The organism is Neobacillus sp. GCM10027624 (genome assembly GCF_042675345.1).
GTDB classification, from domain to species: Bacteria; Bacillota; Bacilli; order Bacillales; family Cytobacillaceae; genus Neobacillus; species Neobacillus cucumis_D.
This window is the reverse complement of sequence record NZ_JBHTHD010000002.1, coordinates 411,694-427,165: the sequence shown is the minus strand read 5'-3', so window position 1 is coordinate 427,165 and position 15,472 is coordinate 411,694. Positions and strand designations below refer to the sequence as shown.

General features: G+C 32.6%; 8 protein-coding genes. 3 read left to right on the top strand and 5 right to left on the bottom strand.

Going from position 1 to position 15,472, the window contains the following annotated elements:
* Positions 1 to 71: 71 nt before the first annotated feature.
* Genes ACFQZ9_RS02035 through dndB form a run of 5 tightly spaced genes read right to left on the bottom strand, consistent with a single transcriptional unit; the run spans position 72 to position 6,267 of the window.
* A complete protein-coding gene (locus ACFQZ9_RS02035; RefSeq protein ID WP_498942091.1) occupies positions 72 to 1,190 on the bottom strand; it encodes a cysteine desulfurase family protein in 1,119 nt (372 codons plus the stop codon).
* Positions 1,191 to 1,199: 9 nt separating this feature from the next.
* On the bottom strand, positions 1,200 to 1,571 hold the full coding sequence (gene dndE / locus ACFQZ9_RS02030; RefSeq protein ID WP_498942090.1) for a DNA sulfur modification protein DndE: 372 nt from the start codon (positions 1,569 to 1,571) through the stop codon (positions 1,200 to 1,202).
* Positions 1,568 to 3,553: a DNA sulfur modification protein DndD gene (gene dndD / locus ACFQZ9_RS02025; RefSeq protein WP_498942089.1), complete on the bottom strand. Its 1,986-nt coding sequence runs from the start codon at positions 3,551 to 3,553 to the stop codon at positions 1,568 to 1,570. The genes dndE and dndD overlap by 4 nt, the downstream gene beginning before the upstream one ends.
* A 22-nt stretch (positions 3,554 to 3,575) precedes the next feature.
* A complete protein-coding gene (gene dndC, locus ACFQZ9_RS02020) occupies positions 3,576 to 5,168 on the bottom strand; it encodes a DNA phosphorothioation system sulfurtransferase DndC (protein WP_498942088.1) in 1,593 nt (530 codons plus the stop codon).
* A gap of 1 nt (position 5,169) precedes the next feature.
* Positions 5,170 to 6,267, bottom strand: a complete 1,098-nt coding sequence (gene dndB / locus ACFQZ9_RS02015; protein ID WP_498942087.1) for a DNA sulfur modification protein DndB — start codon at positions 6,265 to 6,267, stop codon at positions 5,170 to 5,172.
* 203 nt (positions 6,268 to 6,470) lie between these two features.
* Here dndB and dptF point away from each other — a divergent pair, with 203 nt between their 5' ends.
* From dptF to dptH, 3 genes are read left to right on the top strand one after another with little or no spacing between them, the layout of a single operon-like run.
* Positions 6,471 to 8,807 (top strand): DNA phosphorothioation-dependent restriction protein DptF, encoded by a 2,337-nt coding sequence (gene dptF / locus ACFQZ9_RS02010; protein WP_498942086.1) that lies wholly within the window; start codon positions 6,471 to 6,473, stop codon positions 8,805 to 8,807.
* Between the two features lie 7 nt (positions 8,808 to 8,814).
* Complete coding sequence (gene dptG, locus ACFQZ9_RS02005; RefSeq protein ID WP_498942085.1) at positions 8,815 to 10,212, top strand: DNA phosphorothioation-dependent restriction protein DptG; 1,398 nt, start codon at positions 8,815 to 8,817, stop codon at positions 10,210 to 10,212.
* Positions 10,193 to 15,472, top strand: coding sequence for a DNA phosphorothioation-dependent restriction protein DptH (gene dptH / locus ACFQZ9_RS02000; RefSeq protein ID WP_498942084.1), 5,280 nt, complete (start codon positions 10,193 to 10,195; stop codon positions 15,470 to 15,472). Before dptG ends, dptH begins: the two co-directional genes overlap by 20 nt.

The following is a 15,472-nucleotide window of genomic DNA, read 5'->3' as shown; positions in this document are numbered from 1 at the left end:
GAGTGTTATATCTAGGGGGATTAAAATGGAGACTGTCCAAAAGCATGGAATAAAGTAGGAGGCGAGACCTCCTACAATTGTTTAAAAATATCCAAGTCTTCTTTAGTAGTATAGGACGACATCGAAAATCTTATAGTAGATCTAACCTGATCTATGTTTAAGCCGATTGCAGCAAGTACATGTGATGGTTTACTAGAACTGCAAGCTGACCCAGTAGAGGCAGCAATAATCGGAGCAAGTTTTTTTACCAAAATTTCATTATTAACTCCTTTGAATTGAACACTTATCAACCCAGGAATTTTATTTATAACATCATTATTAAATATAATGTGATCTTTAAATTTTTCTTTTAATATATCAGTTAAATATGTCTCAAGTTCAGAAAGTTTGTGAATATTTCCTTTTATGTTTTTCAACACAATATCTGCAGCCTTACCGATTCCAACAATATTATGAACTGGAAGCGTCCCACTTCTAATGCCTTGTTCTTGGCCACCACCGTGTAAAAGGGGAGTAATCCGAGTCAAAATGTCGTATTGATCTTTTCGAATAAAAGAACCGCCAATTCCTTTAGGACCATGAAACTTATGGCCAGAGAATGATAGAAACGTTAGACCTGTGTAATTAGATAAATCGATTTCCACTTTACCAATTATTTGAGTTGCATCAGAGTGTAATAGAACTTTTTCCTGAAAACATAGATTAGATATAGCCTCCATATCGTTTAACGACCCAAGCTCGTTATTCCCCCAGATTATAGAGACAAGGATTGTATCCTCTCTAATTTCATTCCTCAGTTTTTCTATATTAATTCTTCCGAAACGGTCTACATCAAGATAGGTAACTTCAAAACCTTTAGTTTCTAAAAACTTGCAGGTTTCTATGATAGAGGGGTGTTCAACTTTTGTTGTTATTATGTGGTTCCCTTTGTTTGAATAATAATCTGCTACACCCTTGATAATCATATTATTACTTTCAGTAGAACCACTTGTAAAAATAATTTCGGAACTGGTACAGCCCAGTAAAGAAGCAAGAGAGTTCCTTGCTTCTTTTACTGCATTTTTTGCATTCTCGGCAACAGAATAATACTTGCTTGATGGGTTACCGAATTCCTCCATAAGATAGGGGAGCATAGCGTCTTTTACTTCAGGATGAACCTGTGTTGTAGCACTATTATCTAAATAAAGCATCGATTTCACCTAGTTTTCCATTTTTAATAGGTTTACGAGTAGCTTTTCATAATTACCCGCATGTTTGTATTCATTTTCAAGTAATACAATTCCTCTTTCCAAATGAGCATTAAACATGTCTGGAAAATATTCTTCATCTGATATATTCTGCTTAGCATGTTGTCGTATAAGGGCTTTGTAAATATAATCATTTTCCCCAGTCATAGCATTTCTGTGGATATCTACACCTGATTTATTTTCAACTAACTCAGGAATGGACGGGTCCTTTAAAGATAAAGAAACCGCTATTCTTGATAAGATGTTCCACGTAAGTCCTGTTGCAGCCTGTAGACTATTTAATTTTTCACCAGTTGCTTTTGAGGTTTTTAATCGAAAGTTCATATTCCCAACTCCATTTGTTTAAAAGGAAAATATCGGTCTAGTATACGTGTTTCTTGTTTTTCAACATTAAATTCCAACATATATTCCTTTGCCACAATTTTTTCTAAGAGTGAATAATGCTGTAGATCAATTTCTGAATCTGTCGATAGGATAATAGCTTGCCTTCCACAATTTGGAATGAACTCGGATAAAACAGCTGCTTTATGAGTTTTATCCAAACGGCCAAGTAATGTATCAAATATAAAAGGAACTTTTCTACCAGAGCATTTAAAAATGGCCCAAATAATCGAGATCAGTAAGATTTCTTTTTCTCCAGCTGAAAGGGTAGTTTTTTCGATTTTTTCCTTCTGTGAATCATACAAAATGACATCATATGTTTCGTAATCAACATAAATAGATGATACATAGTTATGTTTTCTAAAAATCCTTTTTAACATCGAGGTCGCTTCAAATTGCACTTGTTGTAGCTTCTTTTTTAATTGGATTTCTCTGAAACGCCTACTTAACGTAATGATCTTCTGTGATTCAAGGAAAGAACTCTTTGTTTTATCATTATCTTTTAGAGAATGTTGAATTTTATTGATCGCGTTAATAATAACTTCAATATCATCTTTCCATTTCTGTAGTTGTGTTTCATGCTCAACTATCTGTTGGTCCAATATAATAATGTTATGTTGAATATTCTCCATTTGCTGAATCATATCGCTAAACTCGTTTGTGTTATCGTTGACTGTAAGTTTTTCTCGTAGTGCTTGATGTTCGGTCAGTCTAGTTCTATTTTCTTCAATGATATTCAAATATTCTTCTTTTGAATTACTTGAAACTTTAAGAAATGCATTTTCGACCAAACTGCTTTCTGAGAAGGAGGCACCATGTATTTGCTGTATGTCTATTTCTGGTTTCACTAATTTTAATAACTTTTCTTTTAAAACTTGCCCTGTGCTTGCTTCATACGAACCTAATATGGAACTAAGCAAATCTTTCATATTCTCGTCAGTGAGTTTAACATTAAGTTGTTTTGAAAGTTGCATAGACTCTTCACTTTGGATCTGCTCTCGAGTTTCAGAGAGCAGATTTTTTGATAAGTAGAAGGGAAGAGTGTTCGAAACAAAGTTTCGAATTTTTTCCATGTTTTGTTTTCTAGTGGCTTCAATAACATTCATTTGTCTAATGATATTTTCGCGTTCGTCTTTTATGAGTCCACCATAATTTTCAAAGTCATATTTTAATCTTTGGTATTCATCATTCAATTGTTCTCTTGATGAAGAAAGTTCTTTTTCTTTTTCAATGGCTACAACAATATTTGCTCTTAGTTCCTTTTCACTTTGGTTCAAGGTGTAAAGTTCTTTTTCTAAGGATTCCATTTTCTCCAAATCTAGTGATTGATTGGAGTAGCTATCTAAATCATCCTCAAGTTTTTCAAATAAATCAAGGTTAAATACCACCCTTGATAAATTACTTAAATATTCAGATAGGAGGTCTTTGTTAACAATCCTGGATATTTCCTCACCATCAAATAGGCAAAGGTCTAGTAGTTGTGGCGGCATAACTTCTTTTAACTTAGATTGGAAAAGGTCCTTTTCATAATCTGAAAGATGTTTACCGTTTGCAATTAAATCGAACGATTCCTTTAGACTTTGGTTTTTAAAATTCCAATAGCGGTATAATATATAATCTACTTTTTCAAAATCATCAACTAATGAGAACTCAAGTTTTATTCTAAAATTGTTTTCACCAATCCTTTTTGCCCCATGATTAAGCATACTTTGGACTCTTTTGTAGTACTCAGCATTCTCAGTCTTAAAGCCATAGCCGTATGAACCAAATAAACCAAGTTTTATAGCGTTTAATAACGTAGTTTTTCCAGCACCATTTTCTCCGCCGATTAAGATGACATTTTTATCCTTTAACGGCCGAAAGTCAAAAGAATTGCTCCCTCTATATGCACCAATATTGGTTAATTGGATTTCATTTATAATCATTCTAAAACCTCATTTTCTACTATTATAAATGTAAATAGTCTTGCTTTAACGCCTTACCAATTTCATCCATTAGCCCTCGTCTTACTTTGAAGCCAGAATAGTCCTTTTCAATTGAAATTAGTTTTTTAATAACCTTGATGTCTACTTTAAATTGATCAGCAAGTAATTCAAGGTCAGAAATTTGTTCCTTATCGAAGAGTGGACGGTCGTCCATCTCCCAATCGAAGGAGTAACCCATAATTTTATTAAAGAGGGTAGGGATCTGATCTTCCCAGTCTCCGTTTTTGAACCAAATTTTCCGGATGGCTTTTAATTCTTCTATACTAATGAGTTCATAATGTGGATCTTCAGGATGTTTTAGATCTCTTTGAACTTCTAAAAGATTAGTTAGAATTTCTTTACGAGCTTCCATCGTATAAGGTCCAAGACCAAGCTGAGCATATTTTTTTATTTTATGACCTTCTAATGTTTCCTCGTCATATGAAACTAATATTTTGTGATCCTCAGGAGAACTTAGATCAATATTATGTTTGGAAATATACTCATTTAACTCTTCTTTGGGAACTTCGGTAAATTCATCAAACTTAATTAGCTGTTTAGCTCTACTTGCTTTTTTCGGAATAAGTACATATTTTACTTCATCAATTTCTTCAATTTTTACTTCTTTATAATAAACCTGTCCATGCTTTCTATATTTCATTCTTTTTGTACGATCATCACGAATTGTTGTTAGCCAATTTCTGAAATCAAGCAATGGTTTCATCCAATCATGCCCACTTAAAATAAATCCGGATAAAGCCTTATCTTCATTAACTACTGTGCAAACCCAACAGCCAAAACGACTGTTTCCACATGAACCGGCACTTTCCTTAATGTTTTTGTCAATAACGAGAGGGCATTCACCACTGTTGGAATCTTGGTACAGTCTATGAAGTTCCTTGTTGTCATCTCCCCAAGGTGAGTCAAAATTAAGTAGATAATCCCACACGTCATCAAGAGTAAAACTTCTGATTGGTGCATATACATAAGCATTTGAAAGGGTAGAATGTCTCATAAATGTTTTTCCATCTACTGTGTGAGAACGGATTACATTTCCACGTGTCTGACTTTCATCCTCACGAACTCCTAAAACCATAATAACTTCTCCGAAGGATGATACTTTATCCATAATAAATTGATTCGCAGGATCAATCTTTAATCGATCGGTACACCATCTAAATTGTTGATTCGGTGTAGGGTAACCTTTACCAATAATATTTACCCAGAAAGAATTTTGAAAATCAGGTTTAACTTTATGTGTTTCGATTGGCAGATCTCTTTTTAATGCTTCGTCTTGAATTCTCCTAAGTGTTTGATTAATAGAATTGATGATTAATGGTGTTTCTACTAAAGTATCAGAAGAAATCACATATACTTTCTTATGTAATTCCTCCTTAGGCATTTCATTTAAAGCTTCAAAAACTAACTGAACCACTACAGTAGAGTCTTTTCCACCGCTATAGCCAACTACCCAAGGTCTGTTATCTTCTTTATATGCTTTTTTTATATTTTCTTTTGCTTCATCAACAAAAGGCATTTCACGTGTTAGTGCGTTACTTATAATGCCGAAAGTCATATTAAACTACTCCTTGGAAAAATTTATTTTCTAAAGTTTGTTCACTTTCCGTTAATGGAAGATTGATCATTTGCTTTATTCTAATTGAAGTTAATTGAATCGTATAAGAAGTTTTTTGAATTCTTCCATTTTGATTAAATGCTCTGCCTAGCCAGTCCTCAGTATTACTCCTGTGCCAGTCAATTTTTGATAGACTATAAATATATGGTTTCCAATCAGTTTCATGGTAGAGACGAAGGTAGTTACCAACGAGTCCGATGGCTTCTAAGAATACCCCATGACCAACAATAAAATGAGCCCTCAAATCACGAGGATTAAGCTCCTTTTTAAAGACCAAATTCCATTCTACAATAGATTCACACAAAGTTGACCAAAATTCCCTCAAAAAGTTTTCCTCTTCCGTCGTAATGGAGTCACCCTTACTTTTATTTATTATTTTTAAATTTGTATTATAAATATGATTCAAAGCTAGTATTTTTGGTGAGTTTTTAGATAGTGAGACTCTTTCTTTATCCGTGTAGCGACTTAATAAAGGAGTAGCTGAAATTATGTCTTTCGTTACCATAGATATTTGATCACGGTGGTCATATAAAATTCCTATAGAAGATGTTGTATTAACAGCATGTCTATTTAAATCTGAAAAGATTTGCTGTGATTTCCTAAGGCCTTCATCATGGAAAAAAACAACTGATATTGTTTCATTTCCGAGTTCAGGAGATATCTTTAATGCTTCTTCAATGGCTGCACGTCTATGTTGACCATCATTTATTAAGAATCTAGCATCTAAGGCAATCCTTAGTTGTCCTATATCTTTGGACGACTGGTCATTATTAAATGGGAAAAATTCGACCTCTCCATCGACAGATGCTGTAATTGATGAAAATACATAATCTTTTTGATTTTCGACAATGTAGTTAGTCATCTCTGGAATTCTTGCCTTATTAAGTATTCTTTGTGCTCTATGCTCTGGTGGAATTTCTTCTTCATCAAAAAGAAAGATCTTCGGAATAATCCTAAGCGGACACATTGCGACAAAATACTCATTTCCAGCCTGTAATCCTCTAATTGAAGGGAAATTATAACTAAAAGTTGCGTCCATAACAAACCTCCATATTACGTACGTAATTTATAATTTGATTATAAACTTTATAATCAAATTATACAACAAAAAAGACGAACCTTTATTCGGTATTTTAAGAAACCGCATATTAAATTTAAAGCGGTTTCTTATTGTTAAAATAAATGGATAGATTATGTTAATATTAGGGTAAAAGTGACAAAAGTATTTGGAGATGATGGAAAATGAATCCCCAGCAGAACTATTTTTTGAATTTTTTAGATGAAATTGCACCGGTAGCAGCACTAAATGCGAAAAAAATGGAAGAATTACTTTTTGAAGACCCTGCTAGCTCCATTGTGAAAGCAAGATTATTTACTGAGGCCATACTGAATGAGGTTTTTAAACAAGAAAAAATTGATGCACCTTTTTTATCATCCTTACATGAAAAGATCTCTTACTTAACTAGAGAGGGTTATATAAAGCGTGAGCACCAACAATCACTAGATATTATCCGCTTATCAGGAAATAAGGCCGCTCACGTAGGGAACTTTAATGACATTACAGAAGCATATAAGTTACATAAAGAAATGTATAAGGTAGGAGTTTGGTTTTACGAATCGTATTCATCCAACCATAAAACTAAATTACCTTTATATGAGGTTCCAAAACCGAGACATAAGGACGACATTAAAGAAATGATTAATAAACAAATATTGGAACTTTTAGGTTCAGGTAACTTACAAATTCCTTCGGACGAAAAGAATCCAGAATTAGAAGACAGGGAACCAAAGATAAATGAAGATTTAGACAAGGAACATTGTCCTTCATTTGAAGATTCAGTAGTGCAGAAAAAAGCTCAATCTATCTTAAATATGGATATTGAGAAGGGAGAAAGCTTCTTATTACGTGAGTTAAGAAGGCTCAAGGATTCATCACAAGAAGCGATTGAAAATGCGAGTCAATTTAGTTCTTTTAAGGATTATTTACATGTGGACCGAAAGATACAAATGGACTTAGAAGTTATACTCGAACGGAATAAAGGTCGTAAAGAGGGAAACTTAATTCTTTTATGCGGAAGTGTGGGGGATGGAAAGTCTCACTTATTAGCTTATCTAAAAAATAAAAAGCCAGAATTAATTAATCAGTATACGATTTATAATGATGCAACAGAGAGCTTCTCACCCAATAAAAACGCTTTAGAGACCCTAGAAGAGGTTTTAAACAGTTTTTCTGATGAAAGGGTCAATGAGTCAGAAGAAAAAGTTATTTTGGCTATAAATATGGGGGTACTACACAATTTTATAAATGTTAAACATAAGGAATATTCCTACAACAAATTGAAACAATTTGTTTATCAAAGTGATTTGTTTTCACAGAACATCACAACGCATTTCAGTAATGAAACCTTTGATTTACTAAATTTTGGTGATTACCACTCTTATGAACTAGGCGAGAATGGCCCCAGATCTTACTTTTATTCTTCATTAATTCAACGGATATTAAATCCATTAGAAGACAATCCGTTTTACTTAGCCTTAAAGGAAGATGAAAATAGAAAGATTCATTCTATGGTTCACGAGAACTATACATTTTTGCAAAATAAATTTGTTCAAGAGCAAGTTGTACAATTAATTATTCAAACCATTGTTAAGAAAAAATTAGTTATTTCTGCAAGAGCTTTTCTAAATTTTGTGGCTGATATTTTAATTCCTGATGAATTAGCAAATACGAACCGTTTATCTGAATTTGATATCTTAAATCACTCTTTACCTACTCTTTTATTTAACAGAAATGAAAGATCTACCATCTTAAATGCATTAAGTCAAATAGACCCGATTCACCGTCGATCAATACACATCGATCAATTAGTGATTGAATTAAATACCATCAATGACTGGAACCCTATTTTGGATCGATATGTGTTGGAAGATACTTCGAAAAATTGGCTTGCACCTTTTGTATCTCAGCATAATTTAACAGATACTTCTTTTAATGTGTTTTTTGAATCTTTCATTAGAGTCACATATTTAACTAATAAAAAATTTGCTGAAAATATTATTGAACCTGGGTATTTGGATTATTTAAGAAATCTGTACTACTTTAATGCAGGAAGTAGAAAGGAAATCAAAGGGTTTTATGAAGAAATAAAAAAAGCCATATTCAAATGGAGAGGAAGCCCAAGAAAAGAACATTTGTATTTGGATAGAACTTCAGAAAAATACAGATTAGCTCAAAAGTTAAATTTGCGTCCAACGATTGAGCATCTAAAACAGAATACCAATGAAGTCCTAGATACATTTAAATCGTCAATTTTACTTGCATATCATGGTGGGAATTCAGAGAACAAAATTTTCTTGGACATTGATTATCCTTTATATTCTTTGTTAATCAAAGTTATCGAAGGGTATCGTCCAAATAAAAAAGACGAAGAAGATGCCATTAGATTCGTTGAATTTATTGAAAAAATAATGGATTTTGGGGAGAAAAAAGATAACATTTTGGTACAATTCCCTAAAGAGAACACTTATTACATTATTAAACGTGACGACTTTGGAGCTTTCGTATTTGAAAGGGAGTAATTTATAAATGGCACAGTTATTAGAAAGAGACTATTTAATCAATTTATTAAAGACAAAGAGAAAACATGATACTGGGAAGGCATTAGATGTCTTACCATTTCTGACAAAAAGAACCGGAGCCATTCGAGATCAATTTAGTAAAGTCCTTGGTGAATTCGTTAGAAATATTTGCGAATTAGAATTAAATGAAAAATCCATAAAGAAGCAAGAGTTTTATATGTCTTCGGAGGAAAACGAACTAAGTGAGCATATTGCTAACGCGGTAGAGTTTAATGAAGAAGATGATCGCTATGATTTTATTCGATTTCTTGATGATTATTTGTTTAACCAAGATGAAATTAAACCGATACATCCCTTTTTATTTAACTATATTAAGGTTGAAAAAAAACATAAAAATGAATTTGGTAAGTATGCAAATTTCATGAAAGATATTTTAATTCAAGATAATAAAGAAATTACTTCCATTTTTAAAGAAAAAGTTTCGGACAACATTCTTTCAGAATTAATCCTTGACAACATATTTGCGCTAGACAAAACAGGGCCAATAAACCAACAATACCAACCATTACTAAGTTCGCTTACAAAGAATTATCAGGAAGATATTATGTTTTTAAGCCGTCATAAAGACTATTTTCTTACTTCATTTCCAGTGATTACACATTTCTATATCTTTATGTATGCTTGTCAATTAGTTTTTAAATTTGACCAGTTTACTAAGGCGGATTACAACCAGGCACACCCTTTTTATTTTGGATTAGAATGGGAATCGATGAGTAAACGAAGACAAGCAGCAGAATTTGATGGTTTTAAACTTATAAAGGAAAAAATGGAAAATCTTTTTCCACATATCCATACCATGTCGCAATTAAGTCATAACTGTTTTACTGAGAAACATGATCCTAAGCCATTTATGACTTATAGTCAGCTTTATCAATTAATCAGTGAACGTGGAATTGAGTTTGAAGAACTTGCCTTCATAGAGGTTAAAGAATGGATAAAAGACTATTCTGATTGGGCATCAAATGTAAAAGTTAATGATGATTCAAAGACTTTAGATGAGGCTTTTAAAGTATTATTTAAATGTTTAAAGCAAGGGACAAGTAAAGGGGTTGCAGAGAAGTTTGGTAAAAACTTAGAAGACCTAGGTGCTAGTCATTTTATCAAATCACGAGGTAGTATTGGTCAAGTATTAAATATAAAACATGATTTTCTTCTATTATTAACTGCCGTTTCGGTAAAGGATAGAAGAATACCTTTAAACGAATTATTTAACGAGTTTGAAAAAAGAGGGGTCGCTTTTGACCGATATTCCAAAAAGGAAATCATTAACCTTTATGATAAACTCAATATTATCGATAAAAAAAGTGATAGTGGTGATGCTCAATATGTCAAGCCAATTTTATAACTATATATCATCGTTGTTAACTGGTCATTTAAAACCTGTGATTAAATCAGGGGACAGATATTACCTTCAATTAGATAAACAATCTGATTTAGAAGATTTGGTAAATGCCTTTAATAACATTGAAAATACTAAAGAATTTTCATACAAACATGAAAAAGGTGAAGAATATAAAACCTTTTATATACCATTCGGTAATATTAAATTAGTGGTGGCTTACACTGCTGAAAATGTCAAACCAGACTTCCTTGTAACTTTAAGAAACCTAGTTGGTGAGCAAAAAGGGGTCTGGGAAGATACTGCATTGATTAGTATTGTTTCTGAACAGCTAGATTCTATTCAGGGGGGAAGCAGTGATCTTCAAAAAGAAGGTATGCCCTTGCATTATGCATCTCTATTTAAAAATTTGAAAAATGATATAGAAAATAGTGTGTTAGAAAAGGTAGACCGTATTATTTTATTAGATAATTTAGAGAATTTGTTAAAAGAACAATCCTTTCAACAAATTACATTCTTTGATTTTGAAGATATTTTTACTACTTTACAAAAAGGATCTATAGATGACCAGGATTATCATAAATTTGGTTTATTCAAAGATCCCGATTTAGACAAATTTAAAGGTAAAGAACAAAAAGAACGGATAAAAGAAAATAGGGAATTATTTGATTTTGTTAAAAGGGTACATGATTTTGGTTTGGAACAAGATGTATTAGAAAATAAATTTACTCCCGAAGGCAGCAAGGATTTAAAAGGTGAAGAATGGAAAGAAGTTTTATTTCCTAAAGTGCATAAATACCATGAGGATTTTAAAAAGACAACGAAGAAGATGAAGATTGATTTTGAATCCCTCAAAATCGCTAACAAATTAATTTATTGGGATAAGCCGCTTAGTGAAACCAGCTCTGGTAAGAGAAAGAGACAAATTATTATTTTTAATCCTGATCAATTAGATGAAATTGAATTACAAGTTTCTTTTAACCTAATAGGCAATATCAAAACTTTATCATCGGATTATATTACCATTCAAAATACGTTTACAAAAAAAGTTATGGCTGATGTTAAAAATAAAAATATTTCAGTAAAAGTGGTTAATGAAAAAGGTAAGGTAACCTTTGTAAAGTTTGCTTATAAGCATGATGGTAAGGCTGCATTAGGTGGAGAATTTTCTATTGCTGTCATCCCTTGCGACCCAATTTATTTAGATTCATATAAATCAAAATACGCTTTAAATCCTGGTAAAGGATATATAGAACTCCATTATGAAGAGGATGAATTAACTTTTAATAATGGTATGGATCTAAAAAAAGTTGAAATAAAGGAGAACGATCAGGTAGTTAGTGTATCTGAAGATGAGAAATTAGTCATCACCCCACTTCCTGAAGCTTTTAATGATGATGACGAATTAAAAATAAATATTAAGTTTGATCAGGTTTTAGTGCCATTTCTGTTGAAAAATGAATTACCAGATGCGATGCCTATTGCTGGTCAGCGTATTTGGAAAATAGCAAGGGAGACCGGCAAAGATATTCAATGGATTAAAGAAAATAATCGTTTAGTTCTAGAGAACCGAGAGTTTTATTTTCACTCAGAGTATCGAGAGTATTTTGAGTGGGAGAATCAGTGGGTTGATGAGGGCTTAAGATCTGCAAGTATTAATTCGGATCGATTAGTCGGTGAAAACCTTGAATTAAGTGATGACTTGAGAGAAGCATATAGTCGTTATTTAACTTACTTTAAAATTCAAAATTCGATTCCAAGTTTATGTACTGTAACTGATGAGTTAAAAGAAAGGTCACTTGATCTATTAACAGAATATCAAAAAGAAATCCAAAGTTTTAAAGGAGGTTCTCCTGCGGGCAGAAAAGGTAGAGACTTATTTAAGTTAGGGACAATCTTTTCTGATGGTGTTATTTATTTCACACCATTTCATCCTGTAATGATTGCGTTTAAACTTAAGACTTATGAAATGTTACAATCGGAAGAGGTTGAGAATAATATCCTAAACCGACTAAATCCTGATGCGTTAATACCTTTTATTTATAACGAAAAGGAAACATTATTTAAACCGGATCATCAACAGGCTGCAATGGAATGGTTACTTTTTAAACCCGTTCAGAAGGTAACCGTTTCTGATGCGAATCATTATTTAGCTAAAGTGGTTAATGATAAAATTACGCAATTCAAAGAGCATTTTTCATACCTGTTTATCGAAAAATCTCAAGCTCCGTTACAATTAAATGTAATTAATATTATTAATGACCGCGAAGTTGTTCGTGGATTATTCCAGTGGATTCTTAAGGAACTAAACTCCGGCGGCCCTGAAGGTCTAATACCGATTGAAGTGACCTTATATAAAGTGGATAATTCGGAAAGCTATTTTGACTATTATGCAAGGGTCGAAACAGTTGAAGAGTTTGAACAACTTTTTGATATTAAATTGAAAGCTAAAGATATTGATCCCGATGATATATTAAGGATTATTAGGGAGAAGCTGTTCTTTTACAAACAAGAACCAAATGAGGAACTTCGATATGCACATATCTCGTTTTATAAAATGCATGCACAAGAACATCACGCCGTTCAACCAATCAAAGAAATGATTTCAGGTGTTTCTATAGATGGGCTTTACTCTAGTGTTCCCTCGATGAAAGATGAAGAAACTTATAAGAGTGGATTCGGAACCAAAACTTATAGTGTAAATAAAGAAAATTACCTAATCAGTACAGTCTATTATATTAATGAATTAGCAGCCAATTTAAGAAATGGCGGAAACGATAGTTATCGTAAAGGAGAAGCAATATTCTCACGAACTACCACGGCAGACGAGGAAACATTAGAAAAGATATTTAAATCATCATACTGGGTGACTTTTGTCGATCCTTCTGTGGATTTAGAGTTTTTTAATAAATATGATGGAAATTTAGTTGTAATCCATTATAGTGATCAGTATTCCTCTTCCAGTCGCTATGATGCTATAACCGTCACAGATAAATCTCAACAATATTATGCTGTTATTAAGGAATTTCTAAATCAAAAAGAAGTAGAGGGGACAGATGAGAATGTTCTTTCTACAATTAAAGCGTTTAATACTTTTAACGGAGAATGGTTATTAAGAATCATTGGTAGCAAGGGCCATTATGATCGAGAGAAGTTGAGTATTATTTCGGCTATAAAGTACTCTGTTTCTTATTTGGATCATCCTAACATATTATGGGTACCAATTTCGCTTGAAGAGATTTTGAGGGTTGCTGGGGCAGTTAGCTTAAATAAATCTGAAGGGATTTTTACTGCAAAAAACCTTGGTGTAAAAGGGAGTCATAGTGATGATCTTTTGTTATTAGGTTTAGAAAAAAATGGGGATGATTTATTAATTCATTTTTATCCTATTGAAGTTAAAATAGGATTTAATAGGGGGGAAGTATTAGATAAGGCACGGGTACAAGTTCATAAAACTAAAAAGGTAATCATGGAATCCCTAACAGGTGAATTTGGTGAAACTTTTACGGGAAAATTTTATCGTAATTTCTTTGTCCAGTTACTGATTTCCAATGCTAAGAAACTTGATCAAAGTAAATTTTGGGAAGGAAAAAATTACCAATTAACTGAAGAAATTATTGAAAAATTATTAAAGGATCAGTTCGAGGTTTCTAATAATCTAAATGATTATATTGGAGATGGCGCTATTTTATCTTTCCAAAAAGGTGCATTTTTCAGAAGCGCTACTTTGGATGAACGAGTATTATTTTTAAATCTCACTGAAAAGGATGGTTATGAAGGTTTAGTAATTCCAATTGTAGAGATGAGAGACTGGATACAAGATAAAGAAAATGATTTTATTAAAGAAGAAATGCTTTCATCAAGATATCAGTTAAAAGGTAATAAAACTGAAATTTTGAATACAGGTGTATTAAAAGAAGAGTACGTGGTGAAGAAAAATCCAGAGAACAGCAGTCGATTACCAATTGCTCCGGAAAATGAAGATAATGATTCAGGTGAACTTTCCAAAAGTTTCAAGCGAGAAGATGAAGAAAAAAGTCAGACATTAATTGAGGGTGCCCATCTTATGCCAGAAAAAGAAACAAATAATTTTCTTGTAGATGAGATGAGTGATGATTCGATTATTGAGAATTCACCAACTCAGCTAGAATCAGTGAGAATTAAAATTGGTAGGGCAGAAAATTCAAGTCGTGATATTTATTGGGAATATGGAAATAGAGGTTTAGCCAATAGACATTTATTGATTTCCGGTAAATCAGGTCAGGGTAAAACGTATTTTATGCAATGTTTGCTCCTTGAAAAGTCCAAACTTGGAATTCCAAGCATCGTAATTGACTATACCGAAGGCTTCTTGCCAAATCAGTTAGAACCAGAGTTTGTTGAATATTTAGGTAATAAACTTAAGCAGAAAATAGTATATAGTGAAAAGCTTCCGATTAATCCTTTCCAAAAAAATGTTAGAGATATCGGAGGAATTCAGTTACCAGAATCCAATACTGATGTGGCTGAAAGAATTAAAAGTGTTTTTGCAGCCGTATATAAAACATTAGGGATTCAACAACAAAATGCTATATACGAAGCGATATTACTTGGGTTAGATCGGTATGAGAACCAAATGAGTTTAGTAAAATTAAAAGATCTTCTTGAAGAAGACGGATCATCATATGCCAAAACAGCATTATCACAAATTAGGCCTTTAATTGACCGAAATCCTTTTAGTATTGACAATGAAATTAACTGGAAAGATATTGTTGAGAGTCAGGGAGAAGTTTATATTATACAACTCACTGGGTTTCCAAGGGATGTTCAATTGATAATAACAGAGTTTATTCTTTGGGATTTATGGAATTACTCCATTAGGTTTGGTAATAAAAATAAACCAATGCCAGTCATTATGGATGAAGCCCAAAATCTAGATCATACAGAAAAATCACCTTCTGCGAGAATCTTAACGGAAGGAAGAAAATTTGGTTGGTCTGCATGGTATGCAACTCAATTTCTTAAATCTCAATTAGATGCTGATGAGCTAGCAAGACTTCAAAATGCATCTCAAAAAATTTACTTTTCACCTCCAGAACAAGAATTATCAAATATTGCAGCAAGTATTTCAAAGGATAACCAGGAGAAAAAGTACTGGGAAAATAAACTGGCATCTTTAAAGAAGGGGCAGTGTATTGTTCACGGTCCGATTTTACAAGCAAACGGGGAGTTATCAAATCCAACTGTTACGATTGTTGATATTAACCCTTTATCGGAAAGATTATAA

What these genes read in the sequence shown, in the direction of transcription:
- ACFQZ9_RS02035 (WP_498942091.1), bottom strand. Translation starts at nt 1,190, where the DNA reads ATGCTTTATTTAGATAATAGTGCTACAACACAGGTTCATCCTGAAGTA.
- dptH (WP_498942084.1), top strand. Translation starts at nt 10,193, where the DNA reads ATGTCAAGCCAATTTTATAACTATATATCATCGTTGTTAACTGGTCAT.
- dptG (WP_498942085.1), top strand. Translation starts at nt 8,815, where the DNA reads ATGGCACAGTTATTAGAAAGAGACTATTTAATCAATTTATTAAAGACA.
- dndB (WP_498942087.1), bottom strand. Translation starts at nt 6,267, where the DNA reads ATGGACGCAACTTTTAGTTATAATTTCCCTTCAATTAGAGGATTACAG.
- dptF (WP_498942086.1), top strand. Translation starts at nt 6,471, where the DNA reads ATGAATCCCCAGCAGAACTATTTTTTGAATTTTTTAGATGAAATTGCA.
- dndC (WP_498942088.1), bottom strand. Translation starts at nt 5,168, where the DNA reads ATGACTTTCGGCATTATAAGTAACGCACTAACACGTGAAATGCCTTTT.
- dndD (WP_498942089.1), bottom strand. Translation starts at nt 3,553, where the DNA reads ATGATTATAAATGAAATCCAATTAACCAATATTGGTGCATATAGAGGG.
- dndE (WP_498942090.1), bottom strand. Translation starts at nt 1,571, where the DNA reads ATGAACTTTCGATTAAAAACCTCAAAAGCAACTGGTGAAAAATTAAAT.